The following is a 15,690-nucleotide window of genomic DNA, read 5'->3' on the forward strand; positions in this document are numbered from 1 at the left end:
AACGCTGATCCGCTTTAACTTGTAGCTTGCCGCTTGCAACTTGCAGCTGCTTATTTATAAGCCTGCGTGGGCGGCGATGGCGGCGGCGATGGCCAGGGCCAGCTCTTCGGGTTTGCGCTTGATCGAGTAGTTGGTCAGTTCAGGATGGCTTTCGACAAAACTGGTGTTGAACTGGCCACTGCGGAATTCCGGGTTGCGCAGGATTTCCTGGTAGTAGGCGGCGGTGGTTTTCACGCCTTGCAGGCGCATGTCGTCCAGGGCGCGCAGGCCGCGGTCCATGGCTTCTTCCCAGGTCAACGCCCAGACCACCAGTTTCAGGCACATGGAGTCGTAGAACGGTGGAATGGTGTAGCCGGTATAGATCGCCGTGTCGGTGCGCACGCCGGGACCGCCGGGGGCGTAGTAACGGGTGATCTTGCCGAAGCTGGGGAGGAAGTTGTTCTTCGGGTCTTCGGCGTTGATACGGAACTGCAACGCGAAGCCACGGTGCTGGATGTCTTCCTGCTTGACCGACAGCGGCAGGCCCGAGGCGATGCGGATCTGCTCGCGGACAATGTCGATCCCGGTGATTTCTTCGGTGATGGTGTGTTCCACCTGCACCCGGGTGTTCATCTCCATGAAGTACACCTCGCCCTCGGCGAGCAGGAACTCCACGGTACCGGCATTCTCGTAGCCCACCGCCTTGGCCGCGCGCACCGACAGGTCGCCGATGTAGGCGCGCTGTTCCGGGGTCAGTTGGGGGCTGGGGGCAATTTCGATCAGCTTCTGGTTGCGGCGCTGGATCGAGCAGTCACGCTCGAACAGGTGCACCACGTTGCCGAAGCTGTCACCGAGGATCTGCGCCTCGATGTGCTTGGGATTGACGATGCATTTTTCCAGGAACACTTCCGCCGAACCGAAGGCCTTGGTGGCCTCGGAAATCACGCGGGGGAAGGCTTGTTCGAGTTCTTCACGGCTGTTGCAGCGGCGGATACCACGACCACCACCACCGGACGTGGCCTTGAGCATCACCGGGTAGCCGATGCGGTCGCCTTCGGTCAGGGCTTCATGGATGTCGGCAACGTTGCCTTCAGTCCCCGGCGTGACCGGCACGCCAGCCTTGATCATGCTGCGGCGCGCTTCAGTCTTGTCGCCCATGCGACGGATCACTTCAGCCGACGGGCCGATGAACTTAATCCCGCGTTCAGCGCAAATGTCGGCCAGCTCGGCGTTTTCCGAGAGGAACCCGTAGCCGGGGTGCAGCGCATCACAGCCGGTTTCCACGGCCAGGTTCACCAGCTTGCGCGGGTTCAGGTAGCCGGCCAGGGGCTCGGCCCCGATGCTGTGGGCTTCGTCGGCACGCTTGACGTGCAACGCGTGACGGTCGGCGTCGGAATAGACCGCGACCGAGCGAATGCCCATCTCGGCGCAGGCACGCACGATTCGTACGGCAATTTCACCACGGTTGGCGATCAGGATCTTTTTTATCACTTGGAAATTCCCTTGAGCCGATTGCTGCGTCTTCAACCCACTGGATCCGGGTCGGCGCGTGACCAAATGTTTCATGACAGTCGCGAGACACACACTAAGCCCCAACAGGGATTAACAAAAATCAATAATTATTGGGCTGTGTATAAGTAAAGACTTATAGTCGATGCATCAGGGGTAGGCCGGGATTACAAAATAATGCGTAAGTCATTGATGCGTATGACATTACGTCAATTGCAGATCTTCAATGAAGTGTGCGATTTGCGTTCCTACAGCCGTGCAGCCGAGGAAATGTCGCTTACGCAACCGGCCGTTAGCCTACAGATTCGTCAGCTGGAAGAGCTGATCGGCCAGCCGCTGTTCGATTACGTCGGCAAGAAGCTCTACATGACCGAAGCCGCCGAAGCCCTGCAACGTGCCAGCCGGGATATTTTCGGGCGCCTGGAAAACCTCGATATGCAGCTGTCGGACATGCAGGGCTCGCTGCAGGGCCAGTTGAAACTGGCGGTGGAATCCAGCGCCAAATACTTCGTGCCGCACCTGTTTGCGGCTTTCAAGCGCCAGCACCCGGAGGTGCAGTTGCACCTGACGGTGGTCAACCGCGCCCAGGTGATTCGACGGCTTTCGGACAACCGCGACGACCTGGTGATCATGTCCATGGTGCCCCAGGACATGGGCCTGGAATTCCTGCCGTTCCTCAACAACCCGATCGTGGCCGTGGCCCCACCTGAACATCCGTTGAGCCTGCAAGGCCCGCTGCGCCTGCAGGACCTGGAGCCCTACACACTGCTGCTGCGCGAACCGGGTTCCGGTACGCGGCTGGCGTGCGAGGAATACTTCAAGGAGAAACGCGTGCACTTCACCCAGACGGTGGAAGTGGCCTCGGCCGAGGCGCAGCGTGAATGCGTGAACGCCGGGTTGGGCGTGGCCTTGCTGACGCGCCACGCGGTCAACCTGGAGCTGGCCACCGGCGGGCTCAAGGAGCTGCCGGTGGAAGAACTGCCGCTGTACCGCAGCTGGTGCCTGGTGCAGGCCAAGGCCAAGCGCCTGTCACCGGTGGCCCATGCGTTCCTGGGCTTTATCCGCAGCGAACGGGTGCAGATCAGCGCGTTGGCTGAGCGTTTCGCTGGGCAGCCAAGGGTGCCTGCCAGTGGAGTTCCGGGTAGTCAGTGATGCTCTGCTGCAGTTGACGCTCGTCGCAGCGGTCTTCGATTGCACGACGGAACGCCATGCGGCGCTGGTCTTCCTGCTGACGACGGGTTTTGACGGAGCTGTTGCTGTCTTCGTAGGGCCGGGCCATTTTCAGTCTCCCAATGCGAGTACGGGGAGTTCAGGATGGCCCTGGGGGATGACGGTTTGGCGGCGCGGGGGTTACAGGACGATGAATCTTCAGGCGCTGTGCACATCCTGCGTGGCAGCTCAGTCAATGAATGTGCGAGCTGACAGACCGCCATCGCAGGCAAGCCAGCTCGCACATTGATCTGTGTACACCCGATTAATCGTCGAGGGCTTTGACTGATTTGGGTGAGAGACGCAGGCTGCGCAAGCTGCGCTTCACACTCTTGAGGTGGTTGACCAGGCTCGGGCCGCGCGCCATTGCCACGCCCATCGCCAGCACGTCGATCACCACCAGGTGGGCGATGCGCGAGGTCAGCGGGGTGTAGATCTCGGTGTCTTCGTGCACATCGATCGCCAGGTTGACCGTGGACAGCTCCGCCAACGGTGTCTGGCTCGGGCACAACGTAATCAGGGTCGCGCCGCTTTCACGCACCAGGTTGGCGGTGATCAGCAGGTCCTTGGAACGGCCCGACTGGGAAATGCAGATCGCCACGTCGGTGGGCTTCAAGGTCACCGCCGACATGGCCTGCATGTGCGGATCACTGTAGGCCGCAGCGGTGAGCAGCAGCCGGAAGAATTTGTGCTGGGCATCGGCGGCCACCGCACCAGACGCACCGAAGCCGTAGAACTCGACGCGCTGGGCCTGGGACATGGCGGTCACGGCCTTTTGCAGCTCCACCGGGTCGAGCTTCTCGCGCACTTCCATCAGGGTGTGCAGGGTGGTGTCGAAGATTTTCAGGCTGTAGTCGGCGACGGAGTCGTCTTCATGAATCGCAAACTGGCCGAAGCTCGCACCGGCGGCCAGGCTTTGCGCCAGCTTGAGTTTCAAGTCCTGGAACCCGGAGCAACCGATGGCGCGGCAGAAGCGCACGATGGTCGGCTCGCTGATGCCCACGCTGTGGGCCAGGTCGGCCATAGAACTGTGCATCACTGCCGCAGGGTCAAGCAGCACGTGATCGGCAACCTTGAGTTCCGATTTGCGTAACAGGTGGCGCGACTGGGCGATATGTTGCAACAGGTTCAAAGGGCAGGACTCTTGTTATTGGCAGGTGCCAGGGATGTAGCAAGCTTGTAGTTATACTACAAGAATTGTCGTTTTGCCCGTCCGATGCATCACTAAATCGCCCTGTCCGCCTTTGAATCTAAGGGCGGCCGAGTTGTAGCCGCTGGGGTTGAAGCCGCGCGGCTAAGGAAAAACTGCATTTTTCCGTAACAAATCGGCCAGCCCTTCGGCCGCCATCGGCCGACTGATCAGGTAGCCCTGCACCTCGTCGCAACGCTCGCCGCGCAGGAAATCCAGCTGCTGCTGATCTTCCACGCCTTCGGCCACCACCTTGAGCGCCAGCCCATGCGCCATGGCGATGATCGCCCGGGTAATCGCTGCGTCCTCCCGACCCTGCCCGAGGCCCCGGATGAAGGTCTGGTCGATCTTCACGTAGTCCACGGGGATGCGCTTGAGGTAACTGAGGGATGAATAACCGGTGCCAAAATCGTCGATGGCCAGCTTCACACCCAGGTCGCGCAGCTGCTGGAAGGTCGCGATGATGTGTTCGACGCTGTCGAGCAGTTGGCTCTCGGTCAGCTCCAGCTCGAGGTATTGCGGGTCCAGCCCGGTCTCTTCCAACACCTGGCGTACCAGGCTGACCAGCTTGCCCTGGCGCAACTGATGCACCGACAGGTTCACCGACACCCGGATCGGCGCCAGCCCCTGGCGCTGCCACTCGCACGCCTGCCAACAGGCCTGGCGCAGCACGAACTCGCCCAGCGGCACGATCAGGCCGGTCTCTTCGGCGAGGCCGATAAAGTCCCCCGGCGGCACCATGCCCCATTGCGGATGCTCCCAGCGAATCAGCGCTTCGGCGGCATTCAGCTTGCCGGTGGCCAGGCACAGTTTCGGCTGGTAGAACACCGTCAGTTGGCGCTCCTCGATGGCCTTGCGCAGGTGGTTTTCCAGCTGCAGGCGCTCCAGGGTGCTGGCTTGCAGGCTGTCGGTGTAGAACTGGAAATTGTTGCCGCCCAAATGCTTGGCATGTTGCATGGCCATGTTCGACTGGCTGACCAGCGCGGAAATTTCCCGCGCGTTATCCGGCAACAGGCTGACCCCCATGGAGGCACTGACTACCAGCTCATGCCCTTCCACCGTCACCGGTACCCGCAACTTGGCCAGCAGCCGCGTCGCCACCCGCGCCAGGCTCGAGAGGTTGCCATAGGCATCGAACAGCACGGCAAATTCATCACCGGACAGCCGCGCAATGGTGTCGGCTTCCGGCAAGGCGTTGATCAAGCGCCGCGCCATTTTCTGCAACAGCTGGTCGGCGACTTCATGGCCGAGGCTGTCATTGAGCAATTTGAAACGGTCGAGGTTGATGTGCAGCAGCGCCAGGCTCCGCCCGCCCAGGCGCACGCGCTGGTGGGCTTCGCGCAACCGTTCGCGGAACAGCGAACGATTGGCCAAGCCGGTCAATTCATCGTAATGCGTGAGGTAGCGCATGCGCTCCTCGGATTCGCGCCGCGCGGACAAATCGGCGAAGAACCCCACGATATGGCTGACTTTTCCACGAACATCGCGCACCACGTTCAGTTGCAGCCACTGCGGGTACAGCTCGCCGTTCTTGCGCGTCTCCACCAGTTCGCCCTGCCAGGTGCCGTGGCTGAGCAGCGCCTGGCGGATCACCGGGAAGTGGCGCCGCGCATCGCGGCTGCTGGGCAGTTCCACCACATTGCGGCCGAGCATGTCGTCGATGTCGAAGCCGGTGACGCGGCTGAAGGCCTGGTTGACCGCAATCAACGCGTAATCCGGATCGAGGATCACGATGCCTTCGCTGGCGGCCTCGAATACCGTCGAAGCCAGGCGCTGCTGTTCTTCCAGGGCCTTGCCGGCGCTGATGTCGCGGCGCGTACCGAGCATGCGCGTGACGCGCCCGCTGGGCGTGCGCTCGACGGCGCGGCCACGGTCTTCGATCCACACCCAATGGCCATCGCCATGGCGCACGCGGTATTCGACCTGATAGTCCTCGCTGCGTCCCTTGAGGTGCTCCACCAGCGCGCGCTTGAGCAACGGCAGGTCCTCGGGGTGCAGGCGCGGCTTGAGGTGGCTGAGCATCGCCGTGACGTACTCGGGTTCCAGGCCGAACAACTCTTTGAGCTGGGTGTGGTGGACCTCGTCGGTTTGCAGGTTCCAGTCCCACAGGCCCAGTTCGCTGGCTTGCAGGGCCATGGCCAGGCGCGCCTCGCTTTTATTCAGGGCCAGGCTGGCGGCGTCGAGTTCCTGGCTGCGCTGCGCCACGCGGTCCTGCAGGCCGATCTGCGCTTCACGCAGTTCCTGTTCGACCTGGCGACGCTGCTCGACTTCGCGCACCAGTTCCTGATTCAACTGTTCGCTGCGCTGCTGCGCCTGTTGCAGATGCTCGATCAGCGCCTGGTTCTGGAAGCGTCGCAGCAGCCCGCGCTGGATCAAGCGATTGACCTGCCACGCCACCACACTCAAGGACGCCAGCAGGATCAGGCCGAGCACACCCCAGCCTTGTTGCTGCGGGGCGCCGTTCCAGAACAGGTACGCGATGGCCGGCACCAGGCACGGCAGGGAAAAGGACAGGAACGCCGGCAGACTCACGGCATAGGCCACGCTGGCCGACAGCGTCGCGGCGCCGATCAGGCCAAAGACCCAGGCCTGCTGCATAAAGCTGTCCACCGGTACCAGCGCGATGGCGGCGACGGCCAGGGTCAGGCCGCTGACCGCTGAACCCAGCATGAACATGCGGCGCCAGATCGGCTGGGCCTGGCGGCTGGGCATGGCCGAGTCAAACGCCGCCACCTGGATCACGCGCATCGCCACCAACGCCAGCAGCCAGACCAGCCAGATGCTGTCCAGCAGGTATTGCTTGGGGTTCCACAGCAGCCAGGCGCAGACCAGGCCGTTGACCAGCATTAATAAGGTAGGCAGCAACGAGCCCTGGTAGAGCAGGCGCGTGCGCTCGACCGCCATCTCCGTGGCGTAATGTTTATGGATGACCTGCGCGGGCGCCATCGTGGGGCCGAACAGGTCGGTGCTGAGGGTCATAGGCAGTGTTCTTACAATGGTGAGCCCGAAACGTCGACGGAGCATACACAAGCACGCGCTTGGGCCAAACTGCTCCACGTCATAAAAACCTCACGTTTATCCAGCGCAAACCTAGGCGCCAGACGGCTTGAGCGAGACACGGCGGGGGCTGCGGCCATTGACCGACCAGTCATCACCCGATGCAGAATGTTTGCCCGGCGCGGATCAGCCTGGATGTTTTCCGTCGCCCGCCCGGCATTGGGATTTGCCCGAGCCCCCCCGGCACCCTAGAATGCGCCGATGCGCGATGATCTCTCCCTTTTGCTGAACTCCCTCAACGATGCCCAACGCCAGGCCGTAGCCGCCCCCGTTGGCCGTCAGTTGGTCCTGGCCGGTGCTGGCTCCGGTAAAACCCGAGTGCTGGTGCACCGTATCGCCTGGTTGATCCAGGTCGAGAACGCGTCGCCGCACTCCATCCTGTCGGTGACGTTCACCAACAAGGCCGCTGCCGAGATGCGCCATCGCATCGAGCAGTTGATGGGCATCAGCCCGGCCGGCATGTGGGTGGGCACCTTCCACGGCCTGGCGCACCGCCTGTTGCGGGCGCACTGGCAGGAAGCGGGCCTGGTCCAGACCTTCCAGATCCTCGACAGCGATGACCAGCAACGCCTGGTCAAGCGCGTGATCCGCGAGCTGGGCCTCGACGAGCAGCGTTGGCCAGCGCGGCAAGCGCAATGGTTCATCAACGGCCAGAAAGACGAAGGCCTGCGCCCGCAACATATCCAGGCCAGCGGCGACCTGTTCCTGGCCACCATGCGCAGCATCTATGAAGCCTACGAGGCCGCCTGCGCGCGGGCCGGCGTCATCGACTTCTCCGAACTGCTGCTGCGCGCCCTCGACCTGTGGCGCGACAACCCAGGCTTGCTGGCCCATTACCAGAAACGCTTCCGGCATATCCTGGTGGACGAGTTCCAGGACACCAACGCCGTGCAGTACGCCTGGTTGCGCCTGCTGGCCAAGGGCGGCGACAGCTTGATGGTGGTGGGCGATGACGACCAGTCGATCTATGGCTGGCGTGGCGCGAAAATCGAGAACATCTACCAGTATTCCGAAGACTTCCCGGACGCGGTCACCATCCGCCTGGAGCAGAACTACCGCTCCACCGCCGGCATCCTCAAGGCAGCCAACGCCCTGATCGCCAATAACACCGGGCGCCTGGGCAAAGAGCTGTGGACCGACGGCGGCGAAGGCGAGGCGATCAACCTGTACGCGGCGTTCAACGAGCACGATGAAGCGCGCTACGTGGTGGAAACCATCGAAAGCGCGTTGAAGACCGGCCTGGCGCGCAGCGATATCGCGATTCTGTACCGCTCCAACGCCCAGTCGCGGGTGCTGGAAGAAGCCTTGCTGCGCGAGCGCATCCCGTACCGCATTTATGGCGGCCAGCGCTTCTTCGAGCGGGCCGAAATCAAGAACGCCATGGCCTACCTGCGCCTGCTCGAAGGCCGTGGCAACGACGCGGCGCTGGAGCGGGTGATCAACATCCCGGCCCGCGGCATCGGCGAGAAAACCGTGGAAGCGATCCGCGACCACGCCCGCCACGCCGATGTGTCGATGTGGGAAGCCATGCGCCTGCTCATCGCCAATAAAGGCCTGACCGGCCGCGCTGCCGGGGCACTGGGCGTGTTTGTCGAACTGATCGAGAACCTCGCCGCCAAGTGCTCGGAAATGCCCCTGCACTTGATGACCCAGACTGTAATCGAGCAATCCGGGCTGATCGCCTACCACGAAGCGGAAAAAGGCGAGAAAGGCCAGGCCCGGGTAGAAAACCTTGAGGAACTGGTCAGCGCCGCGCGTGCGTTCGAGAACACCGAGGAAGACGAAGAGCTGACCCCGCTCGCGGCCTTCCTCAGCCATGCCTCGCTGGAAGCCGGCGATACCCAGGCCGATGAGCATGAAGACAGCATCCAGCTGATGACCCTGCACAGCGCCAAGGGCCTGGAATTCCCCTACGTGTTCCTGGTGGGCATGGAAGAAGGCCTGTTCCCGCACAAGATGAGCCTGGAAGAGCCTGGCCGCCTTGAGGAAGAACGCCGCCTGGCCTACGTGGGCATTACCCGGGCGATGCAGAACCTGGTGATGACCTACGCCGAGACCCGACGCCTGTACGGCAGCGAGACCTACAACAAGGTGTCGCGTTTCGTCCGTGAGGTGCCGAAGGGGCTGATCCAGGAAGTGCGCCTGTCCAACAGCGTCAGCCGCCCGTTCGGTGGTGGCCAGCAGCAGAACTCCAGCAGCCTGTTTGCCGGTTCCGAAATTCCGGAAACCCCGTTCAGCCTGGGCCAACAGGTCAAGCATGCGATTTTCGGCGAAGGCGTGATCCTCAATTTCGAAGGCGCCGGTGCCCAGGCACGGGTACAGGTGAACTTCGCTGAAGGCAGCAAATGGCTGATGATGGGCTACGCGAAGCTCGAAGCCATCTGACACCCTCCCCCTTGTAGAAGCCGGCTTGCTGGCGATGGCGGTCCTAAGACCGCCATCGCTGCGGGGCGACGACTCGACAAGCCGGCTCCTACAATGTGAAGAATTGTGACCCTCCCTTGTTTTTCACCTGCACGGGCCAATATCTGTATTAAGTCCTACAGACCATTCTGATTCGGTCTTACGCAAAAGCCCGAAACATTATGTCGCTAGCCACTGTCACTACACCTGTGCAACATGGCGCGCGTGCAATCCACAAATGGGAATTCCCTTTATGAAACGTTTTCTTAGCATCGCCATGGCGTTGTGCATCGGCCTGACGATGAGCCTCGACGCCAACGCCAAGCGCTTCGGTGGCGGCAAAAGCATGGGCTCGGCACCGACTCACCAGACCAGCCAAATGGCTCCTTCCGCCGGCGGCATGGGCGGTGCAGCCGCCACCGCAGGCGCAGCCGGTGCTGCTGGCGCCGCGGCCAAGGCCGGCGGTGCTTCGCGCTGGTTGGGCCCTCTGGCCGGTATCGCCGCCGGTGGCCTGCTCGCTTCCATGTTCATGGGCGGCGGCTTCCAGGGCATGCAGATCTTCGACATCCTGATCTTGGCGGTCATCGCCTTTGTGATCTTCCGCTTCATCGCCGCCCGTCGACGCAAGCAGCAGGAGCACCTGGCTCCAGCCGGCGCGCCGATGCAGCGTGAAGTGTTCGAGCAGAAGCCAGCCATGGGTTCGATCTTCGGTGGTTCGGCCGCGCCTGCCGCCGCCCGTCCGGTGATCAACGCCCCGGCGTGGTTCAACGAAGAGCGTTTCGTCGAAGCGGCCCGCAGCCACTTCCAGTCCCTGCAGCAGCACTGGGACGCCAACGAAATGGACAAGATCTCCGAGTTCGTGACCCCACAACTGCTGGAGTTCCTCAAGCGCGAACGCGCCGACCTGGGCGACGCCTTCCAGTCGACCTACATCGACGACCTGCGCGTACAGCTGGAAGGTGTGGATGACCGCGCCGACAAGACCATCGCCACCCTGACCTTCAGCGGTGTGTCGAAGACCTCGCGTTTCGACCAGGGCGAAGTGTTCAGCGAAAGCTGGAACATGGAACGCGCCCAAGGCGACAACCAGCCTTGGCTGGTCGCCGGTATCCGCCAGAACGGCTGATACCCCCGCGCTTGAGCAAGCCGTAACAAAAAACCCCGGACCTGTCCGGGGTTTTCTATTTCACGGTTGCACTTATAGCGAGCTACTGTATAAAACGCCCCTATAAACCGCGCCATCTAGCAAGAGGATCCCGGCCGTGGAAGAAATCATCGAACAATTGCGTGAAGCCAACGAACCGGTCCCGGTTCCTCTGGAACTGCCTGACGAAGACCAACTGGTGGAAATCGAGGAACAACTGTTCATCGACATCCCGTTTGTGTTCCGCGAATTCCTGCTGACCGTCAGCGACGTGGTCTACGGCAGCCTGGAGCCGGTGACCGTCACCGACCCGCAATCCCACACCTACCTGCCCGACGTGGCCGCCAACGCCTGGGATGCAGGCGTTGATCGCAGCATGATCCCGATCTGCCAGGACGGTGACGACTACTACTGCGTCGAAGAAGACGGCACCGTGGTGCTGTGGTCTGGCGAAGAAGAACTCGTCACCGAAGAAACCTGGGAATCGGTGTGGCACTGGGCGCGGGACGTCTGGCTGGAAAGCTGATCCCACAAGGCTTGTGTGGCGAGATCACTGTTCAGGGCTGCTGCGCAGCCCAGCGCAAGCAAGCTCGCCACAGTTGCTCTCAATGCTCCGGCGTGTCCTTGTGGTTATCCAGGGTCTCCAGCAAGGCGACCTGCATGCGCGTATGCACGCGGATGAACCACCGCCAGAGCACGGCCGCCACTGCGGCCGTGACGACGGCGATCAGCACCAGCAACTTGTTGGTCGGCAGAATGCTGGCCGACAAGGCTGCCAATAGCAGGAAGATCACCAGCAGCGACAACAGCGGGATCAGCTCGGCGATCACGCGTCGTACACGCTGGGTGTGCCGCCCGGCCATTTCCGGCTTCACGCTCATCTCTGCCAGCAACATCGACAACGCCTTGAGCTTGCGGTAAGCCGCAATCAGGAACGGCAGCGACAACAGCAGCGCCCCACCCCAGATCAATGCCTTCTGCCAGCTTGGATCACTGATCCACCCCTCCAGATACCCGCCAATGCGCGCCGCGAAGTAACTGCCGGCGAAGAAGATCGCCACCACCAGCGCCAGGTTCACCCCCACTTGCAGGATAATCTTGCGAATCATCGACGCCAGCATCGCGCCCTCACCCTGCGGCTGGATACTGCGCAGCCACTCGCCATACAGGCCAAACACCCGGCTCAGGCGCTTGGGCATCACGGCGGCAATCTTCAACGACAACGGGTCGGCACCCCGAATCAGGTACGGCGTGAGCAACGTGGTGATCGCCGAAACGGCAACCGCCACCGGGTACAGGAAGTCGCTGGTCACCTGCAAGGTCATCCCAAGCGCGGCGATGATGAAGGAAAACTCGCCAATCTGTGACAGGCCCATGCCTACGCGCAGTGAGGTCCGGCCATCATTGCCGGCGATAAACGCGCCCAGGCCGCAGGACAGCATCTTGCCCAGCACCACCGCCACGGTGATTACCGCAATCGGCCAGGCGTATTGCAGCAGGATCTGCGGGTCGATCATCAAGCCAATGGCGACGAAGAAGATGGCGCTGAACATGTCGCGAACCGGCTCGATCAGGCGTTCGATCTTAATCAACTGGCGCGATTCGGCCATGATCGCGCCAATCAGGAACGCGCCCAGCACCATGCTGTATTCCAGCTTGACCACCAGCAGGCAGAAACCGAAACACAGGCCGAGTACGGTGATCAGCAGCATTTCGTTGCTTTCAAACTTGGCCACGTAGGCCAGCAGGCGCGGCACCAGCAAAATGCCGATGACCAGTGCGACGATCATGAACAGCGAGAGCTTGCCGACCGTGGAGAACACCTCGCCGGAGCTGACCGTGCCACTGACGGCGATGCTCGACAGCAAGGCAATGATGCCGATACCGAGGATGTCTTCCACGATCAGCACGCCAAAAATCAGCTGGGCGAAGCGCTGGTTCTTCATCTTCAGGTCATTGAGTGCCTTGACGATGATGGTGGTCGAGGAGATCGCCAGGATTGCGCCGAGGAACAGCGAGTCCATGGTATTCCAGTCGAACCAGCGGCCGATCTCGTAGCCGATCCAGATCATCAGGATGATTTCCAGGAACGCCGCGATAAACGCCGTGGCACCGACCTTGAACAGCTTGCGCAGACTGAATTCCAGGCCCAGGCAGAACATCAGGAAGATCACCCCCAGCTCGGCGAGGGTCTTGATGGTGTCTTCGTCGTGGATCAGGCCGAAGGGCGGCGTATGAGGGCCGATGATGAAGCCGGCGACGATGTACCCCAGCACCACGGGTTGCTTGAGGCGGTGAAACAGGATGGTGACAACCCCGGCCACCAACATGATCACGGCCAGGTCCTGGATAAAGCTGATGGCGTGCATGGCGAGGGGCTCCTTGAGGGTACTGGCGCTCTTCCTGCATCCGTCCGCGCCTTTGAACGGTCGCAAAGAGCGAGAGGAAGAGTCTGCCTTGATCGTAAGAAATGCCCTGAGATGGGCTTTTGAAGGTTAACACCGCGACTTCCGCCGGAAAGCCGGTGCAATATATGGAAACAGATCGGTGCACGCGTGACGGCAAGCCGCCCACCGGCGTCCCGTAAAGGATGGCGCTGCAAAGATTCCAGCACCCGCAGAGGTGCCCCCCCAACCAATGCCTACAACCCGTGAGTGTGCTATGGAACCCGGAAACGCCCAGCTGTCGATGACGGTATTGATGACCCCTGACATGGCCAACTTCTCAGGCAATGTCCACGGCGGCACCCTGCTCAAGTACCTCGACGAAGTGGCCTACGCCTGCGCGAGCCGTTATGCCGGTCGCTATGTGGTCACGTTGTCGGTCGACCAGGTGATCTTTCGCGAACCGATCCATGTCGGCGAATTGGTGACCTTCCTCGCATCGGTCAACTACACCGGCAACACGTCGATGGAAGTGGGCATCAAGGTGGTCACCGAGAACATCCGCGAACGCTCGGTGCGCCATACCAACAGCTGCTTTTTCACCATGGTGGCCGTGGACGACCAGCGCAAACCCGCCGCCGTGCCGCCATTGCAGCCCCACAACAGTGAAGACAAGCGCCGGTTCGTGCAGGCCCAGCAGCGTCGGCAGATTCGCCAGGAGCTGGAGAAGCGCTATCAGGAGATCAAGGCAGACGCCTAGTAAGCGCGAGCGCGCCCACGCCTACAGGTGCCAGCACTTGTCGTAGTGGGCACAGACATCAAAGCGCTGGTCCAACTGGCTCATGCGCTCCATGTGATGGTTGAGCACCTCGATCATCACTGACGTGCGTGTATTGGTGTAGTACGTGGTCATCATCTTGTCATTGGCCTTGACCCGCTCGCGCGTGGCGAGGTCCGTCGGGTTCAGCCACTGTTGCAGCACCGCGTCCTCGATAAGCGTGAGCCGGAAGCGATAAACCTCCTTGTAGAACCCCAGCGTGCGTGTCTGCTGGGCTGCAGCCTCTTCATTCAACAGTGCGTAGTTCTGGCGATATTGAGCCCAGTAATCCTGCGGCAACGTGAACGATCCCATCGCCACCTTGCGCTTGGCAATCTGCTCCTCAAGGGCTTTGGCGGTCGTCGGTGCTTCGGCCGGGGTATCAGGGTTCATCATTTTGAACAGCTGCACGTTGGTGTCGACGATGGTGTTGATCAACGCTGTGCGCTGGGCGGTTTCGGGCAGCTGCCTGGGGAACATCGGCGTGCTGCCGGCGCATGCCAGCAACGGCGTTTCGAACATTGGCAGTGGCGTACGCGCGTCTTTGCCATTGAACCGTGACAGGCGCCGGAACGTGGTAATGCAGTTGCTCCCGTCGACGTCGAAGGTCACTTCATATTCCTTGCCGGCTTCGGGCGTGAAATTGAACGCCTTGGCGCATACGTAGGAGCCGCCGTTGGTATTGAGTCGCACGAAAAGCGGCTGGCCGGCGGGCAACTTCACTTCCAGCAGGCCACGGGTTTTCGCTGGCGGCGGCACGCTCATGTCGGCGCGGCGGCGGGTATCGGCCATCATGAAGTTGTTGAGCATGCCGGTGGTACGGCCTGCGCAGTGCTGCGCATCGAAGAGGTCGAGCGTGGAATTCTGTGTGTTGGAGATAAAGCGCAGCTTCGCCGCATCAGGTTCGGTGGCGTCCGGGTAGCTGCCGTTGACACTGCAGGCACTGAGCAGCGAGGCCAGGCTCAGCGCGGAAAAAACCCTAAGGGATGGCGACATGGATCTTCCTTGAAAAGCACAGGGGGACAAGAAGCGCCCGATAGTACCGGACGCTCTTGCCCTGTCTCAATTCGGCAGAGGCCTACAACCCGATGGGCGTGGCCTCGAAACGTACACGCGGATGGGCGATGCGGTCCTGGGCGCGCACCAGTTCCAGTTCGTAACTGGCACAGGCCTGGGTTTCGAGCAGCACTTCATGTACTGCCGCCGCGGTGAATTCGAAGGCCGTCAGCAGGCTGTCGCCGAGCAGCACACGCGCCAGGAACAGCCCGGAGGTCAGGTCGCCGACGCCCACCGGCTGGCGCGGAAACGCCAGCAGCGGCCGGCGCAGGTGCCAGCTGCCATCAGCGGTCACCAGCAGCATCTCGAAGCCATCCGGCAACTTGCCGGGGTAATCCAGGTGCTTGACCAGTACCGCCTTCGGCCCGCGCGCCAGCAACGCCTTGGCCATGGCCAGGCAATCGAACAGTGATTGCGGCTTGCGCCCGGCAAAACTGTCCAGTTCCAGCTGGTTGGGGCACAGGAAGTCGGCCATCGCCGCGGCCTCTTCCAGCAGGAAATCGCTGACTTCCTGCGGCACGATGCAGCCTTTTTCCGGATGCCCCATCACCGGGTCGCACAGGTACAGGGCCTTGGGGTTGATGGCCTTGATGCGCGCCACACCGGTGAGGATCGCGCGCCCCTGGTCCGCACTGCCCAGGTAACCGGACAATACCGCGTCGCAGTTGCCCAGCTCGCCGATCGCGGCAATGCCTTCCACCAGCGCCGGAATCTGCTGCGGCGCCAACACTTCTCCCGCCCATTGGCCATACTGGGTGTGGTTGGAGAACTGCACGGTGTTCAGCGGCCAGACATTCACCCCGACCCGCTGCATGGGGAACACGGCAGCGCTGTTTCCGGCGTGGCCAAAGACCACATGAGACTGGATCGCAAGCAGATGAGGTGTGCGTTTCATGCGGGAGATTTCCGTAAAGCCATTGAAATTCTGGCCGCGCAGTATGCG

12 protein-coding genes are annotated in these 15,690 nt (G+C 61.8%); 5 read left to right on the forward strand and 7 right to left on the reverse strand.

The features are described 5' to 3' along the window. Window positions 1-54 precede the first annotated feature (54 nt). Complete coding sequence (locus tag BBG20_RS09810; protein WP_003195732.1) at window positions 55-1,470, reverse strand: acetyl-CoA carboxylase biotin carboxylase subunit; 1,416 nt, start codon at window positions 1,468-1,470, stop codon at window positions 55-57. Between the two features lie 195 nt (window positions 1,471-1,665). On the opposite strand from BBG20_RS09810, the gene BBG20_RS09815 reads away from it, so the two are divergent. After that, window positions 1,666-2,640, forward strand: a complete 975-nt coding sequence (locus BBG20_RS09815) for a LysR family transcriptional regulator (RefSeq protein ID WP_065902594.1) — start codon at window positions 1,666-1,668, stop codon at window positions 2,638-2,640. On the opposite strand, the gene BBG20_RS33110 is transcribed toward BBG20_RS09815, so the two are convergent. The 3 genes from BBG20_RS33110 to BBG20_RS09825 all read right to left on the reverse strand — a co-directional run bounded on the left by BBG20_RS33110 (window position 2,570) and on the right by BBG20_RS09825 (window position 6,865). Further along, entirely contained in the window at window positions 2,570-2,767 is a 198-nt protein-coding gene (locus BBG20_RS33110; protein ID WP_083221356.1) for a PA3496 family putative envelope integrity protein, read from the reverse strand. The two genes, BBG20_RS09815 and BBG20_RS33110, sit on opposite strands and share 71 nt — an antisense overlap. A gap of 195 nt (window positions 2,768-2,962) precedes the next feature. Further along, on the reverse strand, window positions 2,963-3,829 hold the full coding sequence (hexR, locus tag BBG20_RS09820) for a transcriptional regulator HexR (protein ID WP_010168370.1): 867 nt from the start codon (window positions 3,827-3,829) through the stop codon (window positions 2,963-2,965). A 162-nt stretch (window positions 3,830-3,991) separates the two neighbouring features. Beyond that, window positions 3,992-6,865 (reverse strand): EAL domain-containing protein, encoded by a 2,874-nt coding sequence (locus BBG20_RS09825; RefSeq protein WP_065902596.1) that lies wholly within the window; start codon window positions 6,863-6,865, stop codon window positions 3,992-3,994. A gap of 279 nt (window positions 6,866-7,144) precedes the next feature. Here BBG20_RS09825 and uvrD point away from each other — a divergent pair, with 279 nt between their 5' ends. The 3 genes from uvrD to BBG20_RS09840 all read left to right on the forward strand — a co-directional run bounded on the left by uvrD (window position 7,145) and on the right by BBG20_RS09840 (window position 11,016). Continuing rightward, window positions 7,145-9,328 (forward strand): DNA helicase II, encoded by a 2,184-nt coding sequence (gene uvrD, locus BBG20_RS09830; protein ID WP_065902598.1) that lies wholly within the window; start codon window positions 7,145-7,147, stop codon window positions 9,326-9,328. Between the two features lie 271 nt (window positions 9,329-9,599). Next, the gene (locus BBG20_RS09835) at window positions 9,600-10,472 is read left to right on the forward strand and encodes a Tim44 domain-containing protein (protein ID WP_065902599.1); all 873 of its coding nucleotides are present in this window, start codon (window positions 9,600-9,602) and stop codon (window positions 10,470-10,472) included. A gap of 136 nt (window positions 10,473-10,608) precedes the next feature. Then, window positions 10,609-11,016 (forward strand): SMI1/KNR4 family protein, encoded by a 408-nt coding sequence (locus tag BBG20_RS09840; RefSeq protein ID WP_017739032.1) that lies wholly within the window; start codon window positions 10,609-10,611, stop codon window positions 11,014-11,016. A 79-nt stretch (window positions 11,017-11,095) separates the two neighbouring features. Here the strand turns inward: BBG20_RS09840 and BBG20_RS09845 are convergent, their stop codons facing one another. Next, the gene (locus BBG20_RS09845) at window positions 11,096-12,859 is read right to left on the reverse strand and encodes a cation:proton antiporter (RefSeq protein ID WP_065902601.1); all 1,764 of its coding nucleotides are present in this window, start codon (window positions 12,857-12,859) and stop codon (window positions 11,096-11,098) included. A gap of 292 nt (window positions 12,860-13,151) precedes the next feature. Here BBG20_RS09845 and BBG20_RS09850 point away from each other — a divergent pair, with 292 nt between their 5' ends. Beyond that, window positions 13,152-13,634 carry an acyl-CoA thioesterase gene (locus BBG20_RS09850; protein WP_065902603.1) on the forward strand — a complete coding sequence of 161 codons (483 nt, stop codon included), beginning with the start codon at window positions 13,152-13,154 and terminating at the stop codon, window positions 13,632-13,634. A gap of 21 nt (window positions 13,635-13,655) precedes the next feature. Here BBG20_RS09850 and BBG20_RS09855 read toward each other — a convergent pair whose 3' ends face one another. Further along, window positions 13,656-14,687, reverse strand: a complete 1,032-nt coding sequence (locus BBG20_RS09855) for a hypothetical protein (protein WP_065902605.1) — start codon at window positions 14,685-14,687, stop codon at window positions 13,656-13,658. Window positions 14,688-14,769: 82 nt separating this feature from the next. Next, complete coding sequence (gene pdxY / locus BBG20_RS09860; RefSeq protein WP_065902607.1) at window positions 14,770-15,642, reverse strand: pyridoxal kinase PdxY; 873 nt, start codon at window positions 15,640-15,642, stop codon at window positions 14,770-14,772. Window positions 15,643-15,690: the final 48 nt, after the last annotated feature.

Origin of the sequence: Pseudomonas aylmerensis, assembly GCF_001702265.1 — a bacterium.
GTDB classification, from domain to species: domain Bacteria; phylum Pseudomonadota; class Gammaproteobacteria; order Pseudomonadales; family Pseudomonadaceae; genus Aquipseudomonas; species Aquipseudomonas aylmerensis.